The 17,552-nt window shown below is 49.7% G+C and carries 15 protein-coding genes and 1 tRNA gene; 9 read left to right on the top strand and 7 right to left on the bottom strand.

Translation table 11 applies throughout. The features are described from left to right. The first annotated feature begins 44 nt into the window (after positions 1–44). Positions 45–1,274, top strand: coding sequence for an elongation factor Tu (tuf, locus tag AS151_RS09250; RefSeq protein WP_071516761.1), 1,230 nt, complete (start codon positions 45–47; stop codon positions 1,272–1,274). 165 nt (positions 1,275–1,439) lie between these two features. Then, a complete protein-coding gene (gene rpsJ / locus AS151_RS09245) occupies positions 1,440–1,757 on the top strand; it encodes a 30S ribosomal protein S10 (RefSeq protein ID WP_071516760.1) in 318 nt (105 codons plus the stop codon). Between the two features lie 62 nt (positions 1,758–1,819). Here the strand turns inward: rpsJ and AS151_RS09240 are convergent, their stop codons facing one another. Genes AS151_RS09240 through rsmA form a run of 3 tightly spaced genes read right to left on the bottom strand, consistent with a single transcriptional unit; the run spans position 1,820 to position 3,978 of the window. Beyond that, complete coding sequence (locus AS151_RS09240) at positions 1,820–2,140, bottom strand: DUF3082 domain-containing protein (RefSeq protein WP_071516759.1); 321 nt, start codon at positions 2,138–2,140, stop codon at positions 1,820–1,822. Next, positions 2,127–3,092, bottom strand: coding sequence for a 4-(cytidine 5'-diphospho)-2-C-methyl-D-erythritol kinase (gene ispE, locus AS151_RS09235; RefSeq protein WP_071516758.1), 966 nt, complete (start codon positions 3,090–3,092; stop codon positions 2,127–2,129). The genes AS151_RS09240 and ispE overlap by 14 nt, the downstream gene beginning before the upstream one ends. A 31-nt stretch (positions 3,093–3,123) precedes the next feature. Further along, the gene (rsmA, locus tag AS151_RS09230) at positions 3,124–3,978 is read right to left on the bottom strand and encodes a 16S rRNA (adenine(1518)-N(6)/adenine(1519)-N(6))-dimethyltransferase RsmA (protein WP_071516808.1); all 855 of its coding nucleotides are present in this window, start codon (positions 3,976–3,978) and stop codon (positions 3,124–3,126) included. Positions 3,979–4,295: 317 nt separating this feature from the next. On the opposite strand from rsmA, the gene AS151_RS20735 reads away from it, so the two are divergent. The 3 genes from AS151_RS20735 to AS151_RS09220 all read left to right on the top strand — a co-directional run bounded on the left by AS151_RS20735 (position 4,296) and on the right by AS151_RS09220 (position 5,841). Next, a complete protein-coding gene (locus AS151_RS20735; RefSeq protein WP_084639481.1) occupies positions 4,296–4,487 on the top strand; it encodes a hypothetical protein in 192 nt (63 codons plus the stop codon). Positions 4,488–4,531: 44 nt separating this feature from the next. Then, entirely contained in the window at positions 4,532–5,647 is a 1,116-nt protein-coding gene (tgt, locus tag AS151_RS09225) for a tRNA guanosine(34) transglycosylase Tgt (RefSeq protein ID WP_084639480.1), read from the top strand. 120 nt (positions 5,648–5,767) lie between these two features. Next, positions 5,768–5,841 (top strand) — tRNA-Arg (locus AS151_RS09220). Positions 5,842–5,974: 133 nt separating this feature from the next. Here AS151_RS09220 and AS151_RS09215 read toward each other — a convergent pair. Then, positions 5,975–7,246 carry an MFS transporter gene (locus AS151_RS09215; RefSeq protein WP_071516756.1) on the bottom strand — a complete coding sequence of 424 codons (1,272 nt, stop codon included), beginning with the start codon at positions 7,244–7,246 and terminating at the stop codon, positions 5,975–5,977. Between the two features lie 330 nt (positions 7,247–7,576). Here AS151_RS09215 and AS151_RS09210 point away from each other — a divergent pair, with 330 nt between their 5' ends. Continuing rightward, on the top strand, positions 7,577–8,062 hold the full coding sequence (locus AS151_RS09210; protein ID WP_071516755.1) for a hypothetical protein: 486 nt from the start codon (positions 7,577–7,579) through the stop codon (positions 8,060–8,062). 13 nt (positions 8,063–8,075) lie between these two features. Here AS151_RS09210 and AS151_RS09205 read toward each other — a convergent pair whose 3' ends face one another. Then, positions 8,076–9,206 carry a tetratricopeptide repeat protein gene (locus AS151_RS09205; RefSeq protein ID WP_071516754.1) on the bottom strand — a complete coding sequence of 377 codons (1,131 nt, stop codon included), beginning with the start codon at positions 9,204–9,206 and terminating at the stop codon, positions 8,076–8,078. 378 nt (positions 9,207–9,584) lie between these two features. After that, the gene (locus AS151_RS09200) at positions 9,585–9,992 is read right to left on the bottom strand and encodes a helix-turn-helix domain-containing protein (RefSeq protein WP_071516753.1); all 408 of its coding nucleotides are present in this window, start codon (positions 9,990–9,992) and stop codon (positions 9,585–9,587) included. Positions 9,993–10,363: 371 nt separating this feature from the next. Between AS151_RS09200 and AS151_RS09195 the strand changes: the two genes are divergently transcribed. Then, positions 10,364–12,058 carry a hypothetical protein gene (locus AS151_RS09195; RefSeq protein WP_071516752.1) on the top strand — a complete coding sequence of 565 codons (1,695 nt, stop codon included), beginning with the start codon at positions 10,364–10,366 and terminating at the stop codon, positions 12,056–12,058. 118 nt (positions 12,059–12,176) lie between these two features. Here the strand turns inward: AS151_RS09195 and AS151_RS22515 are convergent, their stop codons facing one another. Next, complete coding sequence (locus tag AS151_RS22515; RefSeq protein WP_071516751.1) at positions 12,177–12,362, bottom strand: hypothetical protein; 186 nt, start codon at positions 12,360–12,362, stop codon at positions 12,177–12,179. Positions 12,363–12,646: 284 nt separating this feature from the next. Here AS151_RS22515 and AS151_RS09185 point away from each other — a divergent pair, with 284 nt between their 5' ends. Further along, entirely contained in the window at positions 12,647–15,073 is a 2,427-nt protein-coding gene (locus AS151_RS09185) for a CRISPR-associated helicase/endonuclease Cas3 (protein ID WP_071516750.1), read from the top strand. Continuing rightward, positions 15,066–17,501, top strand: a complete 2,436-nt coding sequence (csx17, locus tag AS151_RS09180; protein WP_084639479.1) for a type I-U CRISPR-associated protein Csx17 — start codon at positions 15,066–15,068, stop codon at positions 17,499–17,501. The genes AS151_RS09185 and csx17 overlap by 8 nt, the downstream gene beginning before the upstream one ends. Positions 17,502–17,552 lie beyond the last annotated feature (51 nt).

Here is a 17,552-nt window from a genome sequence, read left to right as displayed (position 1 = left end):
CCAGACAGTGATTCGCTAATCGAGACAAGAGGAACATATCATTCATGGCACGCGCAAAATTTGAACGGACCAAAGACCACGTAAACATAGGAACCATTGGTCACGTAGACCACGGCAAAACCACACTCACAGCCGCAATCACCCTCACCCTCTCCAGCAGCGGTCGCGCGCAAGCTCGCAATTACGAGGATATTGACGCTGCGCCAGAGGAAAAGGCTCGCGGCATTACCATCAACACCGCTCACGTAGAATACGAAACCGACAACCGCCACTACGCCCACGTGGACTGTCCCGGACACGCCGACTACGTGAAAAATATGATCACCGGTGCCGCACAAATGGATGGTGCTGTTCTGGTGGTTTCCGCGGCTGACGGTCCCATGCCCCAAACCCGGGAGCACATTCTGTTGGCGCGTCAGGTGGGCGTTCCCAACATTGTCGTCTTTTTGAACAAGCAAGACCAAGTAGACGACGAAGAATTGCTCGAACTGGTGGAATTAGAGGTGCGGGAACTGTTGAGCGAATATGATTTTGATGGCGACAACATTCCCATCATCAGCGGTTCCGCTCTCATGGCCACCAACGCTTTGGTGGACAATCCCGAAATTACCCGCGGCGATAACAAGTGGGTTGATAAAATCTACGACCTTATGGATGCTGTGGACGAGAACATTCCTACCCCCGAGCGGGATGTGGACAAGCCTTTCTTGATGGCGGTGGAAGACGTGTTCTCGATTACCGGTCGCGGTACGGTGGCTACCGGTCGTATCGAGCGCGGTGCCGTCAAAGTGGGCGACCAAGTAGAACTGGTGGGCATCAACGAAACCCGCAGCACCACGGTCACCGGCGTGGAAATGTTCCAGAAAACCTTGGACCAAGGGATGGCTGGCGACAACGTGGGGTTGCTGCTACGCGGTTTGCAAAAAGACGATGTGGAACGGGGCATGGTGCTGGCCAAACCCGGTTCTATTACCCCGCACACGCAGTTTGAAGCGGAAGTGTACGTTTTGAAAAAAGAAGAAGGCGGCCGCCATACGCCCTTTTTCCAAAACTACCGCCCTCAGTTCTACGTGCGTACCACGGATGTTACTGGTACGATTACAGCCTTCACCAGCGACGATGGCAGTGCTGCAGAAATGGTTATGCCCGGCGATCGCGTTAAAATGACGGTAGAACTGATCAAGCCGATTGCTGTGGAACAAGGAATGCGTTTCGCCATTCGCGAAGGCGGTCGCACCGTGGGTGCCGGCGTCGTCTCCAAAATCCTGCAGTAGCTGACATTGGCAGGTAGGGAGACGCATCCAGTCTCTCTATCGCTGTCGGACGGTCCTAGAATCCTTTCTAAGGGGGGAGCAGAGTCTTTTCTGCTCCCTACCTTTGGTGTCTTGCCTCCGAAAAACCAAGCAAACCGAACCTAGACAACAAAATCGCTATCTATCATGGCTATTCTCAAGCAGCAGAAAATTCGGATTCGCCTGAAAGCATTCGATCGCAGATTGCTCGATACCTCCTGCGAGAAAATTGTGGATACGGCCAATCGCACCAACGCTACGGCGATTGGACCCATTCCCCTCCCCACCAAGAAAAAGGTATATTGTCTCCTGCGCTCTCCTCACATCAACAAGGATTCCCGGGAGCATTTTGAAGTGCGCACCCACAATCGGATTATCGATATTTACCAACCCTCTTCCAAGACCGTCGATGCTTTGATGAAGCTCGACTTGCCTTCGGGTGTGGATATTGAAGTGAAATTATAAGCCGACCGCCGTTGCCCGTCAGTCTCCAAGTTCGCGTTGGTTGGGACTGATGGCTGGCGGTTTTAAGAAGAAGATTGCTGTCGTTGCTGAACAATACGCTGCAAGGCCAAAGCCAGCAACCCCAAGGTAGCAAATGCAAATACAAACGTAGCCAATCCTGCCACACCCACGACCAAGGTACGGACCGCCGAACCAATGCTGGTGGCGGTGGCGTTGGTTGTATCGATGGGTTTTTCGGCATAGGTTTGTGCGATCGCGGCGGTCAAAGCATAAGCGGCCGTAGCAATCCCCCCCGATATAAACGCCCCCAAAACGCACTGCCACCAAGCCGGTAGCCGCTCGCTTGCTTTTTCTGGGTTGGTTTCTTGGTTAAAATCGCTCATAGTTTTGCCAATCGATTCCCGTACTGGTCAATTTGGCGATACAAAATTTGATATCGCTCTCCCCGACACTTGCTTTCACATTTTCCTGCAATACCTGGGCATCTTCAAGGGAAAGGCATAAACCAAACACGGTGGGTCCCGATCCGGACATTAGCGTCCCCAATGCCCCCGCCGCAACAAAAGCCTCCCGCAAAGCCTGTACCTGCGGGTAAGCTGGCAACACCACTTTTTCCAGATCGTTATGCAACTGCTGGGCAATTTTTTCGCGATCGCGTGTTCCAATAGCCGCTACCATTTCCCCGGAATGGAATCGCTGCCGGCGTTCTGCCAAAGTTAGCGCATCCTGAGGATAAGTACTGCCAAACTGCTGGCGGTAGGTTTGGTACGCCCAACCGGTTGACACGCTAACCGATTTATGCTTGGCTAGCACCACATAAAAATCCTCCAAGTCCGGCAACGGAGAAAGGCAGTCTCCGCGACCAGTAGCCAACACGGTTCCCCCAACGATGCAAAAAGGAACGTCAGCACCGAGCTTACTTCCTAACCCCTGCAATTCCGGTTGAGTCAATCCCAAATTCCACAACGTATTCAGCCCCACCAACACCGCTGCTGCATTGCTAGAACCGCCTGCCAGACCGGCTGCCACGGGAATGTACTTGTCGATGGTTATATTGACCCCGCCGTATTGCGCCCAACTGTCGGGAAATTCCGCACGCATCAAATCGGCAGCACGATAGGCCAGATTGCTGCTGTCGTTGGGAACTTGGGGATGGTGGCAAGTTAGGTGGAACGTTTCCAAACCATTGAGATTGAGGGAAACGCGATCGCATAAATCGATGGTCTGCATCACCATCACCAGTTCGTGGTACTGCCCGTTGCTGGCGATATCCTCCCCCACAATTTCCAAATAGAGATTAATTTTGGCCGGTGCTAAAAAAGAACAAGCACGCATGGTTGATTGCCCCTATTCCCATAAAAACCAATTACCCCTCATCGCGGCGATCGCTTGCGGCGGCCACCCAATTGCTCAAAGCCACCCACTCCTCTACACCCAGGTCTTCCGCCCGACATTGAGGGTTGGCTTGTAATTGTTGCAAAAATTGGCTCAAGCGATCGCGGCTCAAACAGGATTTTAAATTGTTGCGCAGCATTTTGCGCTTGTTGGCAAAACCTAATTTTACCAGAGTTTCCAACAAACGCGGATTTTCAGCAGAAACTTGCCAACGGCGAGGATGCAACCGCACCACCGCCGAATCCACCTTGGGCGGCGGTGTAAAATAGCGGGCTGGCACCGACGTTACCCACTGACAATCCGCCAAATACTGCACCCGCACCGAAAGCGCCCCAAACGTCTTCGACCCCGGTGATGCCTGCAACCGTTCGGCCACTTCCTTCTGCACCAACAAAACCAACGTATCGAACGCCGGCGTTACCGGTTGGGCAATCGTCCCCAGCAACTTCTCCAGAATCGGACCGGTAATATTGTAGGGAATATTCGCCACCACCTTATTGGGCTGTTGTTCCCAACCATAGGTATGCTGCAACTGTTGCCAATCCAACGATAGGATATCCGAGGACAGCAAAATCAGATGCTCGCGATCGCCCAATTTTTTCTGCAAATCAGCATACAAATCCCAGTCAATTTCCACCGCCACCACCGAACCCGCAGCTTCCAGCAACCGCCGGGTCAGCCAACCCGTTCCCGGACCAATTTCCAACACAAAATCTGCCGGTGACAGTTGCGCCGCTGCCACGATTTCGTCCAAGATCGTGCCATCGCGCAGCCAATGCTGGGCAAATCGTTTGCGCGGCTGGTGCTTGAGGGAGCGATCGCTCATATCAAAAACCTCAATCAAATTCTTCACTAATATAGAAATAAAGCTTCCCCAAATCTAAATTTATATAAAATCCCCATCCTTTCTTTTTTGCCAGCAGCTTCCCTTTCAAATCCCCTTTCCTGGGGGATAGCAGTCAAAAAGCCGCACCCAGACCAAAAGCGATCGCCACAATTTGCCAAAACTTTATAAAATCTCTTGGGGAAAATTCAATACTTTTTGTTAAATTTACAATACTTCGGGAATTCTGTTAACCAGGATACCAACCTCCTATTCAAACTTTCCGATTTATTTATCGTACGTATACCCATATCTTAACCATGCGAGAACTCGTTGCCATCCTAATATTCGGAATTGCTACCCTAGCCTCTGCCTATCTGTTCGGTCTTTTAGGCTATTTCTTCACCGGTATCTTTCTCATTCTCGAACACATTCCCGAATGGGTCTGGAGTGCGACCCTGCTATCGCTAACCATTGTCATCTCCCGGAGCTTGCCTTCTTCCTCCGCCTAACCGTATGCCGCTTGTGGTAGGATGTTGTCCGTATATATGCCCGTTTGCCGCCCTTGAGTCCAGCCACTTTTTCCTTCCACTGCCAAACTCGGTGTAGCAAAACCTACGCCAGAGCCGGCGTTTTCACTACGCCACACGGAATTGTCGAAACCCCCCGATTCATGCCAGTTGGCACCCTGGCAACGGTAAAAACCGTCACCCCCGAACAATTGCGGGCAACCGGTGCCCAAATGGTTTTAGCCAATACCTATCACCTCCACCTGCAACCGGGGGAAGACATTGTGGCTGCCGCTGGTGGCTTGCATAAATTCATGAACTGGCAGGGTCCCATTTTGACGGACTCTGGCGGTTTTCAAGTGTTTAGCTTGAGCGAAATTCGCACCATCAACGAAGCAGGGGTCACCTTTAAATCCCCCAAAGACGGGCGCTTAATTTCCATGACCCCGGAAACTTCCATCCAAATTCAAAACCAACTGGGGGCAGATGTGGTGATGGCGTTCGACGAATGTCCGCCCTATCCCGCCAGCGAGGAAGCTATTGTTACCGCCACCGATCGCACTTATCGGTGGTTGCAGCGATGCATCGACGCCCACCAACGGGAAGACCAAGCCTTGTTTGGTATTGTGCAGGGGGGTGTATATCCCGAACTGCGCCAGCAAGCTATACGTGATTTAGCCAAATTGGACTTGCCCGGTTATGCCATCGGTGGGGTTAGCGTGGGGGAACCGCCGGAACTCATTAGCCAGATTGTGCGGTTGAGCGCGCCCTATTTACCCGAGAGCAAACCCCGCTATTTAATGGGGGTAGGTACCTATCGAGAAATGGCCCAAGCGATCGCTTCTGGGATTGATTTGTTTGACTGCGTTATCCCCACCCGACTGGCGCGCCACGGTGCGGCTTTGGTGCAAGGAGAGCGCTGGCATTTAAAAAACGCCTGTTTTCGCGAAGACTTTACGTCCCTAGATGCCACCTGTTCTTGCTATACCTGTCAAAATTTTAGTCGTGCCTATTTGTGCCATTTGGTACGTTCTCGGGAAATGCTCGCCTATACCCTGCTATCGATACACAACATTAGCGAACTCATTCGATTTACCCAGGATATCCGCCGAGCGATTTTGGAAGACCGACTGTCGGAAACCTTTGCCCACTGGTTGAACTAAAAGATTTTTGCCAAAATTTTCCCCAAAAAGTATTGTGCTGTTGGAATAGGCTGTGTTACTATAAAAAATTGTTGGGATGAAGGAAGCGCCAAGCCGACAACTTCCCAACCAGGCAAGCAAGGGCTTGTAGCTCAGTGGACTAGAGCACGTGGCTACGGACCACGGTGTCGGGGGTTCGAATCCTCCCAAGCCCGTTTTTAGCAACTCTGCGACCGAGTTTTTTCCTTCGTCCCGGTGGAAAAAAGTGTAGCAATGATTCTATCCCTACCCCCCTGGGCAAGGGGGGTTTTTATTTTCTATTTTTTGCAAGAATTTAGAAATGGGGGATTAGGAATTGCCAGAACGAACGGCGTGCAAATCTGGACCGCGACCGGTGGCAAAGCGTAAAGAGTGGGAAATATCTTTGTTGTTCAGCAGCACAAAGATTGCCAACGCAATGCTAGCGAAGATACCGGAAAGGGAAAACAAGGCCCGATAGCCAAAGCTTTCGGCAACCATGCCCAGAACTGGTCCGGCGATCGCGATCCCCAGGTCAAAGCCGCCGATGCTTAAAGAAAACACGCGTCCCCGTTCGCCAGCAGCAGAGCGATCGCCCATCAAAGCAATGGTCATGGGAATCAACACCCCAGCACCCGAACCTTCTAGAACACCAGCAATCAAGAAAGCAATCGGAGTGTTGGCGTGGCTTAACAGTTGCATGCTGATGATATAGGAACAGAGACTGAGAGTGATAAACAATCCCCGTCCCAAGCGATCGCTGGCTTTCCCCACAAAAAAGCGCAAGCTAAAACTCGCAATCGCAGCGGCGGTATAAAACCAACCGGGATTGAGAGCAACATCAGTATCTTTAATATACAAAGGCAAAAAGCTAGCCAGGGAACCAAAAACCAAACCAATAAACAGCATCACCAACGCCGGTACGCGCACCCGGGGACTGAACAAAAGCTGCCACATGGACAGTTTCGGAGTCAACTCGGAGGTACTTTGGCTATTCCCTGGTTCGTCTTTTGGTTTCGATTCTGGAGAAGGAGATTTGCCAATTAAAGTAGCGCAAAACCAAGCCACTGCCCCAATTACTGCGGAAACCACAAACAACGGGGCGTGGCCAAAAGACTCTTGCAGGAAACCACCCATCGCCGGTCCGATGGCAACCCCCAACGGCTGCACCAAACTCATGTATCCAATTAACTCACCGCGATGTTGGGGAGGTGACAGATCCGTAACCAGGGTACTGTAGCCGATGGTAAAAGCAGCAATACTAATGCCGTGGAAAGCGCGCACTGCCATCAGTAAAGGCACTGTAGCTACCAGCAAATACAGCACTGGGGCTAGGGCAACCACCGCCGAACCAATCAACAGCACCAGCTTGCGACCCCTGCGATCGGAAACTTTGCCCAGGTAGTTGCGGGTTAGCAGCAAGCCAATGGCAAATGCCCCCATTACCCATCCCACTTGTCGATCGGTGCCACCGATATCCTGTACGTACAGGGGCAGGGTGGGCAACAAAGAAGCCAAACTCGACCAAAACAACAAACCGGCAGCAAACAGTGCCAGTAAATTGCGACGTACCTGTGGCTGTAGCTGTTGAAAGACGGTCACAGCGTTCCCCTCCGATAAGATTTGGTGCCGCGAAATTGTGTTGGCAAGCAGTTACTGGTGGCAAGGAAATACCAGCAAGTTGCTTTCTCCAGTGTGACCCATTCCATTTTGTTAAGCAATGTTAAGAATGCGCAGGGATGGTTGGGTGATCGCTTGCCGAGATACCTGCTTCCTTGCTGGTGCCGATATTTGTTAAGTTTTATAAACTTTCTTAAGCATTTACGATCGATTCCTGCTAAAAATCTTATGGAAGGTCAAGGTAAACGAAGATAGATCGGTTTCCAGACCCATCCATCAATTGATAGAAAGTCAAGATAAGGAGATAGAACCATGGGATTTCTCAAGAAAATCTTCGGCGGCATTTTCGCTTTTCTCGGTAGACTCCTGGGTCTCAACAAAAAAGAAGAATACTATGTAGAGTTTGCCGATGGCGGCAGCCAGAGCGCGAGTTCATCCAACCCCTCTCAAACCGCGACTGCTTCCAATACCAGCAGCGATCGCCAAGCTTCCAGTCAAAGTGCCACATCTACTCAAACTGCGCCACCATCAGCAGCAACGCAATCCTCATCCCAGAAAACATCCACAAAACCAGCAACCTCCCCCCAACCTGCGGCGCAAACTTCTACCGTAGCACAAACCCAAACCAAGCCCCAACCCAAACCAGCGCAAAAACAGCAGCAAAAAGAAGCTGCCGATACCCTGTTTGCACCGAACTTTCTGAATCCTTTTAACAAATCTACACCTCGCCGTCGCCCCAGTGCCAATATGAATTCCTTTCTACAAATGGCCCAGGAAATGAACGTTAACCGGCGATAGGTTGGGTTCGTTCCTAAGAATCTGAAGAAATGGGAAACTGCTGGCAGAACACCAATCCACTGTACAGTTGAAAAGCTGGATCCCAAGCACTGGGATACTTGCGAGAAATATCCATATAAAACGGCAGACGAGAAAGCAATTCGGGAAAGTCTGCCACCGCTGTTTCCGCAAAGGGGGAAAACAAAGACCAAATTGGAACTTGAGATAAGTGACTGGCAAGGACCTCTCGAAGTTGGTTCCATTTCGGTCGATTGGTCATTTGCAAGGAGGTTTCTGTAGGATTTGGCTGCTGGGCAAAACTGTAGCCTTCATGAAAGTTGTAGCTGCTGTCGCAAAACCGAAGAATGCTTTGGCGTTGCGGTAGGTGGAGGTCGCACACGCAAGTATAATCGTGGGTTTTGGTTTTGTAGCGTACTTGTTCCGCGCGGGGTCGGCGGGGGTCGAAGTCGAAGCTATCTATGAATAGAGGTAGCAGACCTTCGACGATTGCACGAACTTCCGACCACTGGAAGGAAATTACACCGAGTTGGTTGTTTTGGTCGTGACAAACTACCGCGGGTTGGGGGGTCAGTTGCTGAAAATAGCTGACACGAAATGTATGCAGTTGCTGAATGTCTGCGGTGGAGGTACAAAAATTGGCAATCCCTCCCTGCCGCATTTGGCGGCTGTACACTTGGAGTTCTGCCATGTTGCCAGTACGATATAACCGCCAGCTACGGGTAGGAAGTTGCAATCTGGCTGTGTAGGGGTCGGTGTCGGTCAGACGTGCCAAATATTTGGCAGCGTCGGCTTTTTTCTCTTTGGCTATTGGTTCGAGAATTAAAACGCCTAGTTGGTCGCTACCGGGTCGGGTTTTGGCTTGCGCGATCGCATTTTCCAGAGCTTGTTTTTCCTGCCGTTCGAGACGAGACAATCCCTGTCTGGCTTGGGATAAAATTTTAGCATTGGACGTGCTACGCAGCAGTTGCCGATAGAGCTTTTCCGCCGCTTTGGCTTTATTGCTCGCTTCGTAAATTTGTCCCACATACAACTGCACCCAAGGATTTTCCGGGGATGACTTGGTCAGCGGTTTGAGCAATTGAGCTGCCTGGCGATAATCTTGCCGTTGCAAGGCGGCAGCAATTTTTTCTAATTCCTCATTCATAGCTTACCTCCTACTATTGGAAATTGTGCTGGAATGGTTTTTGGCATCGTTCGGATGCTCCCTCCCGTTCGCAGATCAAGATTCGCATTTTTGAAGTGGAGACAATTCACGCAGTTTCCCTACTTTTGACCGAAAAACCCAATCGACTTCTTGAACCATTTTCTTAAAACTTTTCAAGAGATAATCGGAATACTTTGGTAGGGATGCTTCGCGAAACGATCCTACCAAGGAAACTGGAAAATTTCAGAAATCGTATTGCCGGAGATTCTTCCCCCATTGAGGGCATTTGAAGCAACTTAAGTTTACGGCAGGATTTCATATAAATTTCGATGTAAGAAGTTTCCAGACGTCCATGGTTGGCAGTCCCAAGCAGCCTTTTTACTGATGAAGAATATGATAAAGCGTTTTATAGTTCAGGTCGATTCCGTGAACTTCTTTTAGCCAAAGCTGAATTTCTTTATAGCTGGAAAATCTTTCTGGATAGCGAATTTCCTCTCGAATTTTTTTCTTGGTTTCCGCATCAATTTTCGGGGGTCTTCCCGAGGGCTTTTTCTCTTCCAAAAGTGCTTCCAATCCTCCTTCTCTATACAAACGCAACCAGCGATGAACGGTGGCTTCATTTCGTCCGACAATTACCGCCAAAGTACGCACCGTATCCACCACCTGACTTTGGAGAAGGTAGAGAGCTTGTACTTTCACAAAGTTGAGGACCGTTTTTTGTTGCTTCATTAGTTTTTGCAGGGTTTCTGAGGATTCCGTAATTTCAATTTTCGGAACGCCTGACATGGTTCCCTCCTGTCTCAAGACCAGCTCGCTATCTTTACTTTACCATAAGTGTTGCGCAGTTTTTTAGAGATAGCATGCAAAACTCATTTTTCGTTGAAATACGCGATCGCAACTTCTCAAAAACAGTCCTAACTTGCCAACGGTGCCAACTTCATTCTTAACTATTGGCATTTCCAAGGAAACTGAATTGCGCGAGTATCTTACCGAGATATATTGGGACTGTCATGAAAAGGAGATTTTTAGCCCGATCGTAACATGATGTCATCTTAGCTAGCGCCTCGGGTTTTATAATAGATTTGGTAGATAACTCGAAAAAATAAAAAACGAGCTACAAACCATTTTTGTAATTTTTGTTCAGAGGTTACAGTTGAATGAATATCGCTTTGGGAACCTTGTTGCTAGTGGCGATCGCGTTGCTTTTGGCTCAGCCCCTTCTCGCTGCTCCCATCAAGCGAGCTTCAGAAGCTTTAGGATTTCACACGCGCTATCAGTGGCCTTTCATGTGGTTGGTAGCGATCGCTTTGCACTACATCCAAAGAATCATTCTAGCTTTCTGTAGAGGCATTACCAGCCCCATCGAACGTTACCGGCGTTTGCAAACCCCACTCCAAAAATCGGGATTTTGGTTTTCCATTGCCAATACGTTTTTTGCGCTGTTGGTTTTCCGACCCGACTTGCTAATTGCGTGCGTTTTGCAGGGGAGCTTCGCGCCGCTGTCTGGTATTGAAATTGCGCCGCATTTGATTGTGGGCTTTATATTTGGCGCGATCGCAGCGTGTACGGCATTTTACCATACATTTTTTGTCGATTTCTTAAAAGGACAGCATCACTACGAGCACGTTCTCGACACCACCCTGGAAGAAGCCCTCAAGGTGGAATTGCCAGAAGAACTCAAAGGCGATACTGCTTTCGAGCATTACGCCAGCACCAGAAAGCTTGCCCTAGACGGAATGGCGTCTTTAGGAGGCGTAAAATCGGCGTTTGAACTGTTTTGCTTTCACTTGTTGAGTGGCACGCTTCCGGAAAAGTGCCCCACCCAGCATCGAGGAGCGGCGTTTTATTTCTTTCTGTGCGCCCACTCTCCCGAATACGACACCGATTGGTACGCTTATTCCAGCCTCTTTGATGCCAATCGCAATCCTGCTGGCAAATCCAATTTAATTTCCATGGGGGCGGAAACCTCTAGAGCGATCGCGGGTTGGTTTTGGGGTCGCCCGGATATGGTCGGGGAAGGATTGTGGGGCGCTAGCAAAAAGGTTCTCATTATTATTGCCACGCTCAAGCCTCGTTTGCTGAAAATTTGGCACAGCCGGGCGGCGCGCGTTGACTTTTTGCGCCAGATTCACCAACCCCCACAAAAACCTGATTGGCTCCAATATTTAGAAAAGCAGGCGTGGTATGGTTCCTTTGCTAGCTATGCCGGCAATTTGAAAGCAACACTTACCAACGATATATCTTTGGTCATCGATCGCCTTTACGCCTCGGTTGCGATTTATGCGATTTTGTTCGTGATGCCTGCTTTTCTCCAAGATGCCTGGCACGAAGCCACTCACGGTGCTGCCAACCATAGTTTTGTTGGGCTGGTAGAAGCAATCTCATTCAATTTGAGCCACGAACCGGTGGCTTTGTTTACTGTGGGAATGGCTTTCTTTTTGCCCCTGGGTTTCGTGGAACTGGCTTTTCTAGACAACCAAGACCCGCCTGTGGAAAAGCCAGAGTTTACGCACTCTATAGAGGAACCAGTGAGTTGGGTGCCGCTGTACGTTCTGGAAGATATTGCTGGAGATGGCAATACGGAAGAACAATTCAAGCGCCTGGCAGCAATTATTAAAGATTGGCCTTCGGTAGAACAAGCGGCAGAGAGACTTGGCATGGGAACGCCTCTCACCAAACCCGCACAACTGTTCAAGCTGGTTTTGGGGCGGTTTATATCTGAGAAAGGTCGCGATCGCAGCGAAAACCCCGTACGCGCTTATATTGAGGAGCTGGATGCGCTTATCGAGCTACAGGAGAGCAAGCAAGATGAAGGAGAGTCGCTGGAAGAGCCAGTTGTCGTCTCGAACTAGTTACCGAAGTTTTCCACTGTAGGATGGGAAGCACTGGTTTTTGCGATCGCAACAATGCTAGCAAAGACCGGTGCTTTTGAATGATGGCAACATCCCAGGGGTGATTCGCGAATCGCCCCTACTCAAGCATCATAAATAATTTTATATCTTGCAAAAAGTCTACCATGATTTTCTTGACAAAAAGTATTTTTGGTAATATTTGTACCATTTCCTTCATAGTCTGCAAGAGATAATAGGGGCATTTTTGTAGGGGCGCTTCGCGAAGCGCCCCTACCAGGGCAATTGGGACATTCCAGACAATCATTGTTTTTTAGAAATGGTATTACAAGCAACCATCGCTTATTGAAGCATAATTGATAAAAATGAGTTAAACAATCCACGCTAGTTGGTTAGAGAAAACATAGTTTCCCAGCTTGAAGTTGTTTAAAACAGGAACATATACTGGATAAATGCTGACCATCGTTAAGTGGAAACTATCGTTAACGACTGGTTTTCATTTTTGGCTCGATCGCTTGTTAATAATGGAATTTAGGAAACACGCACGCATCGAGCTACACTTGCCAACAAAGCATCTAAGTATCGATATCCGTGTCTGAAAACGCTTTCGCTAATTGGTTTGAACGGGTGACAGGTTATCCACCTTACCCATATCAAGAACGTTTGGCAACAAAAGATGAGTTGCCCTTGTTGCTGGATATTCCCACAGGTTCTGGAAAAACAGCAGCTATTGTATTGGCGTGGTTGTGGCGACGAGAAAAAGCCGATCGCGCAGTTTCCCAACAAACGTCAGTTGCAGGGAGCGATACCGAACCGCGACGTTTGGTGTACTGTTTGCCCATGCGATCGCTAGTGGAACAGACGTATAGGGAAATTCAAACATGGCTGGAAAAAGCTGATTTACAAAACCAAGTGGAACTGCACCGACTAATGGGTGGTGCGGTGAGCCAGCGTTGGGATATCCATGCTGACAAAAGCTGCATTTTGGTGGGAACTCAAGACCAGCTTCTTAGCCGCGCCTTGAATCGAGGCTATGCTATGAGTCGGTACAAATGGCCGGTTCATTTTGCTCTGTTGAACAATGACTGTCTCTGGGTCGTTGACGAAACCCAACTCATGGGAACGGGGTTGAGAACAACGATGCAGCTACAGGGATTTCGGGAGCAATTTCAAACTTACGGTCCGACGCATACCTTATGGATGAGTGCCACGTTAGAACTGGTGCGGAACGGCGGCGAAGCATCGAACCAAATGCAAACGGTGGATTACCAACGTGTTAGCCAGCTTGTGCGCAACGGTGTCGAAGCAACCGATAAAATCGAACGTCTCAACGAGCAGGATTTGGCGAACGAGAAACTACAGAAACTCAATTCAGCTCGCAAACCCCTACAATGCGCCCAAACTAGTTTGTTGGGAACTGGCAAAAAGGATACGAGCAATTATGCCAAAGAACTGGCTGCCGAAGCGATCGCAGCCCACCAAGAAAATACCCTAACCATTGTTATTTGCAATCGGGTAGACCGAGCGCAAGAAGTATATCGGCAAATTGAGAAACAGGGCAAAACGCCAACGCTGATTCACTCTCGGTTTCGAGAAAAAGAGCGATCGCAGCTTACAGAATGGCTACAAGGCAACCCGAAAGGGATTTTGGTGGCAACGCAAGCCATTGAAGCTGGGGTGGATATTTCGGCAACGACTTTGTTTTCGGAACTTGCGCCTTGGTCGTCGCTGGTACAGCGATTTGGTCGTTGCAATCGACGCGGCGAGGATAGCCATGCCAGGGTCTACTGGATCGATATCGACCTATCCAAAAAGGGTGTGGAACTGCCATATACGGAAAAGGAACTAACCCTGGCGCGCGATCGCTTGTTAAATTTGGAAGATGTCGGCATTCAATCCGTACAAGGCATTGAAGTTCCCAGTTCGCCACCAGAAGGGTTGGTACCTCGCAAACGAGATTTGCTGGAACTGTTCGATACTTCCGCCGATTTAGCCGGGCACGATATTGATGTGTCGCCGTTTATCCGCCATAGCGAAGATACAGACGTGGCGATCGCGTGGCGGTCATGGTCCGATACAAACGAATTGCAGGCCATGGGAGCCTTGCAGCGTGCGGAACTCTGTCGCGTCAGCATTTGGAGAGCTAAGGAGTTTCTTACCGACCCCCTCAAAGCTTCTCAAGTATGGACTTGGAATGGATACCAGCAAAAATGGACTGTCGTTCGAGACATTTATCCGGGGATGTCGCTGTTGGTTCCATGCAGCGTGGGTGGATATTCTTCCAATTTGGGTTTTACAGCGGATAAAAAAGATAAACCCGAGCAGGTGGCAACGGAAAAAATCGAAAACGATGCCGATAGCCGCGATAAATTATCTTATTTACGGCAGTACGTCAGTTTAAAACAGCATTCGGAAGATGTTGCCGACCAGGCGCGCCAGCTTTGCGAGGCGTTTGCGGGTTTTGGCTTGCCTGCAGAATACATCCAGCGATCGGCATACTGGCACGATTTTGGCAAAGCCCATTTTACGTTCCAGGAAATGCTAACGCGCGATCGCCCAGAAAAACAAGAAACGCTGTGGGCAAAATCCGATCGCCAGTCGCAAATAGACGCCCAACGCAAAGGTTTCCGCCACGAACTGGCGAGTGCCTTAATAGCGTTGCAGCAACAGGAAGACTTTCTGCTGGCGTATTTGGTAGCGGCGCATCACGGCAAAGTCCGCATGACCATTCAGCCGCAGCCTTACGAACCATATCTCCAAGAGGGGGTAAAGCGATACGCGCGCGGAGTTTGGGAAAACGATAACATCCCTGCCATTGATTTTGCCGGGATTCCGAAACAAACCTTGTCGCTGGATTGCATGGAGTTGGGCAACAATTCCTGGACCAGCCGTGCGATCGCACTTTTGCAAGAATACGGTCCCTTTCGCCTGGCATTTTTGGAAGCGTTGGTTCGCATTGCCGACTGGCGGGGGTCTGCCAAACGAGACGAACAGATATTAGGAGAAACCGATGCCTGAGATGTTGCCGGAGATTCTACTGAAAGGATGCGCGACGCAACCGCTGTCAAACTATCTCAAAGCGTTGGGAATTTTGCGGTTGGTGGCGGAACAGGAAGATTCCCAAGCAAAGGGATATTGGTATAAAAATGGGTTTGTGGTGCAGGCGCACTTGTCTGGCGAAGAGATTGTGCAATTTTTGCTGCATTGCTACCAACCCACACCCTTGATTTCCCCTTGGAATGGCAGTACGGGGTTTCACGAAGAAGACAAAAAAGCCAATAAAAAGACTTTGGAGGCAATCGCCACCTCAACGGCTTCCCGATTTCAAGATTATCGAAAAGCGATCGCAGTAGCTAGCGAACAAGTACAAGCGTTGCGCTCTACCCTGGATGACACCATTAAAAATAAAAAAGAACACATTACCAAAAAACTTAAATCTACTCTGATGGTGCGCCTGCGCAATCGCCTTCCCGACGATGCGTTAAGGTGGTTGGATACTTGTGCGCTGGTTACCGATGAAAAGCTGTCGTTTCCGCCTTTGTTGGGAACGGGAGGCAATGACGGTAACTTCGAGTTTAGCCGTACTTTTATGCAGCAGCTTTTGGAACTGTTCGACCTGCAAACTGGCAACCCCCAGCCACCGACAGAAAAGCTCCTGCGAGCAGCATTGTTTGGCGATGCAATTCCCAACTTGGATTTTAGCGGCAAAATCGGTCAGTTTAATCCCATAGCCGCAGGTGGTCCCAACGCATCCGTTGGCTTTCAAGGGGAGTCGAGGGTAAATCCTTGGGATTACATTCTGATGGTGGAAGGAACGCTGCTGTTTGCGGCTGGCGCGACACGACGCTACGAACGTTCCGAACGGGGAACATTGGCATATCCGTTTACCGTGCAAACTTCGGATGCGGGATACGGTAGCGCTTCGCCTGCTGATGCAAAAGACAGTCGGGGAGAGTTGTGGACTCCCTTGTGGTCGGCACCCACTGGTTTGCCGGAGTTGCAGGTACTATTTCGCGAAGGAAGAGCCAAAGTGGGAAATCGCAGTGCCAAAACTGGGGTAGACTTTGCCCGTGCCGTATCGAGTTTGGGCATATATCGCGGTTTGGATGGGTTCGTGCGCTATGGCTTTCAAGTGCGCAATGGTTTGTCCTATTTTGCCGTGCCATTGGGTTGGTTTGACTGTCGTCGCTCAAGGCAGCGAGATTGGTTGCGTTCTCTCGATGTATGGTTGGATCGGATGCAACGCGCTACCCGTAGCGACAAGACGCCAGCATCTTTAAAACGTGCTTACCGCCGGCTACAGGGTGTCATTATGGATTTTACGCAAAATCGGGCACGATTGCTGGATGTGCTGGTGGCTTTGGGAGAAATGGATAAAGCTTGCGATCGCTCGTTGGGTTTTATGAAAGAACAAAATATTCAACCACTTCCGCAGTTACCCACTGCCTGGATAAGAGAATGCCAGCAAGAATGCAATCAAGAAGAATCTGTAGAATTTCGTTTGGCTCTCTCCCTTCGACACAGCTCAGGGCAGGATTTGCGGAAACGTTTGGTACGAGTTCGCGAGCAGCCACAGAAGCATTCGTTACAAGTTCGGTGGCGGGAGGATGATGACAATATAACCACCTGGCGGGAAACCAACCTTGTTGACAACCTCATTAGTATGTTGCGGCGGCAGGATATCGAACAACAACAAGGGGAAAAGCAGGAAGGGGAAAAGCAGGAACAGGCAGAAACACAATTGCAAGAACAAAGGGTTCCCGTTCCCGAACCTCCTTATGCCGATCTCAAGCATATTTTGGCTTGGATTGATGGTAAAACAGACGATCGCCGATTGGAAGCTTTCGCGAGGGGATTGTCATTGGTTTGGATACCTGACAAGGACCAACGACAGCAATTCCATGGGCTCCCTCCCTATTTCAAATCCACTTGGAAATCCCAATTTCCCTTGTTGGTGCGGCCAGCTTATGCGTTAGTTGCGATCGCGCACCGTCGTTGTGTGGATGTCCAACAATCTGTGGCAAACAACGTCGAATCGGCAGAACAGGTAAATACAAATCATTCCCAAGTGACGATGCCCAGGGTTCCCGCGCTTTTGACCCAGTTGGCAGCCGGCAGATGTATTAAAGCAACCCAACTGGCTTCCCGTCGCTTGCGTGCCAGCGGACTCAGACCTGCCATTCCTGAAGTTTACGAACCGCGCGATCGCACGCGGCGAATTGCGGCAGCGTTGGCTTTTTCCCTTTCTCCAAGGGATGCCCAGCAATTGCTTCGTACTATCCAAATAAGCGATGGCAACGATCGAAATGCCGAACAGGGGCAAGTGGACTTGGAAGACGAACACAAAGGGAATGTTAATAATGGAGATTTTCAGCGATCGCAATCAGAAAATCAAAATGAGAGTCAACCAAAAGCTCAGTTTGGAGAGCAATTAAGCCTATTTTAGGGTACAATTTAGAGTTAAATTTCTCAGTTGTAACTATAAAAACGAAGGAAG

It is taken from the genome of Geitlerinema sp. PCC 9228, from assembly GCF_001870905.1.
Taxonomy (GTDB): domain Bacteria; phylum Cyanobacteriota; class Cyanobacteriia; order Cyanobacteriales; family PCC-9228; genus PCC-9228.
This window is presented reverse-complemented; position numbering and strand designations above follow the sequence as displayed.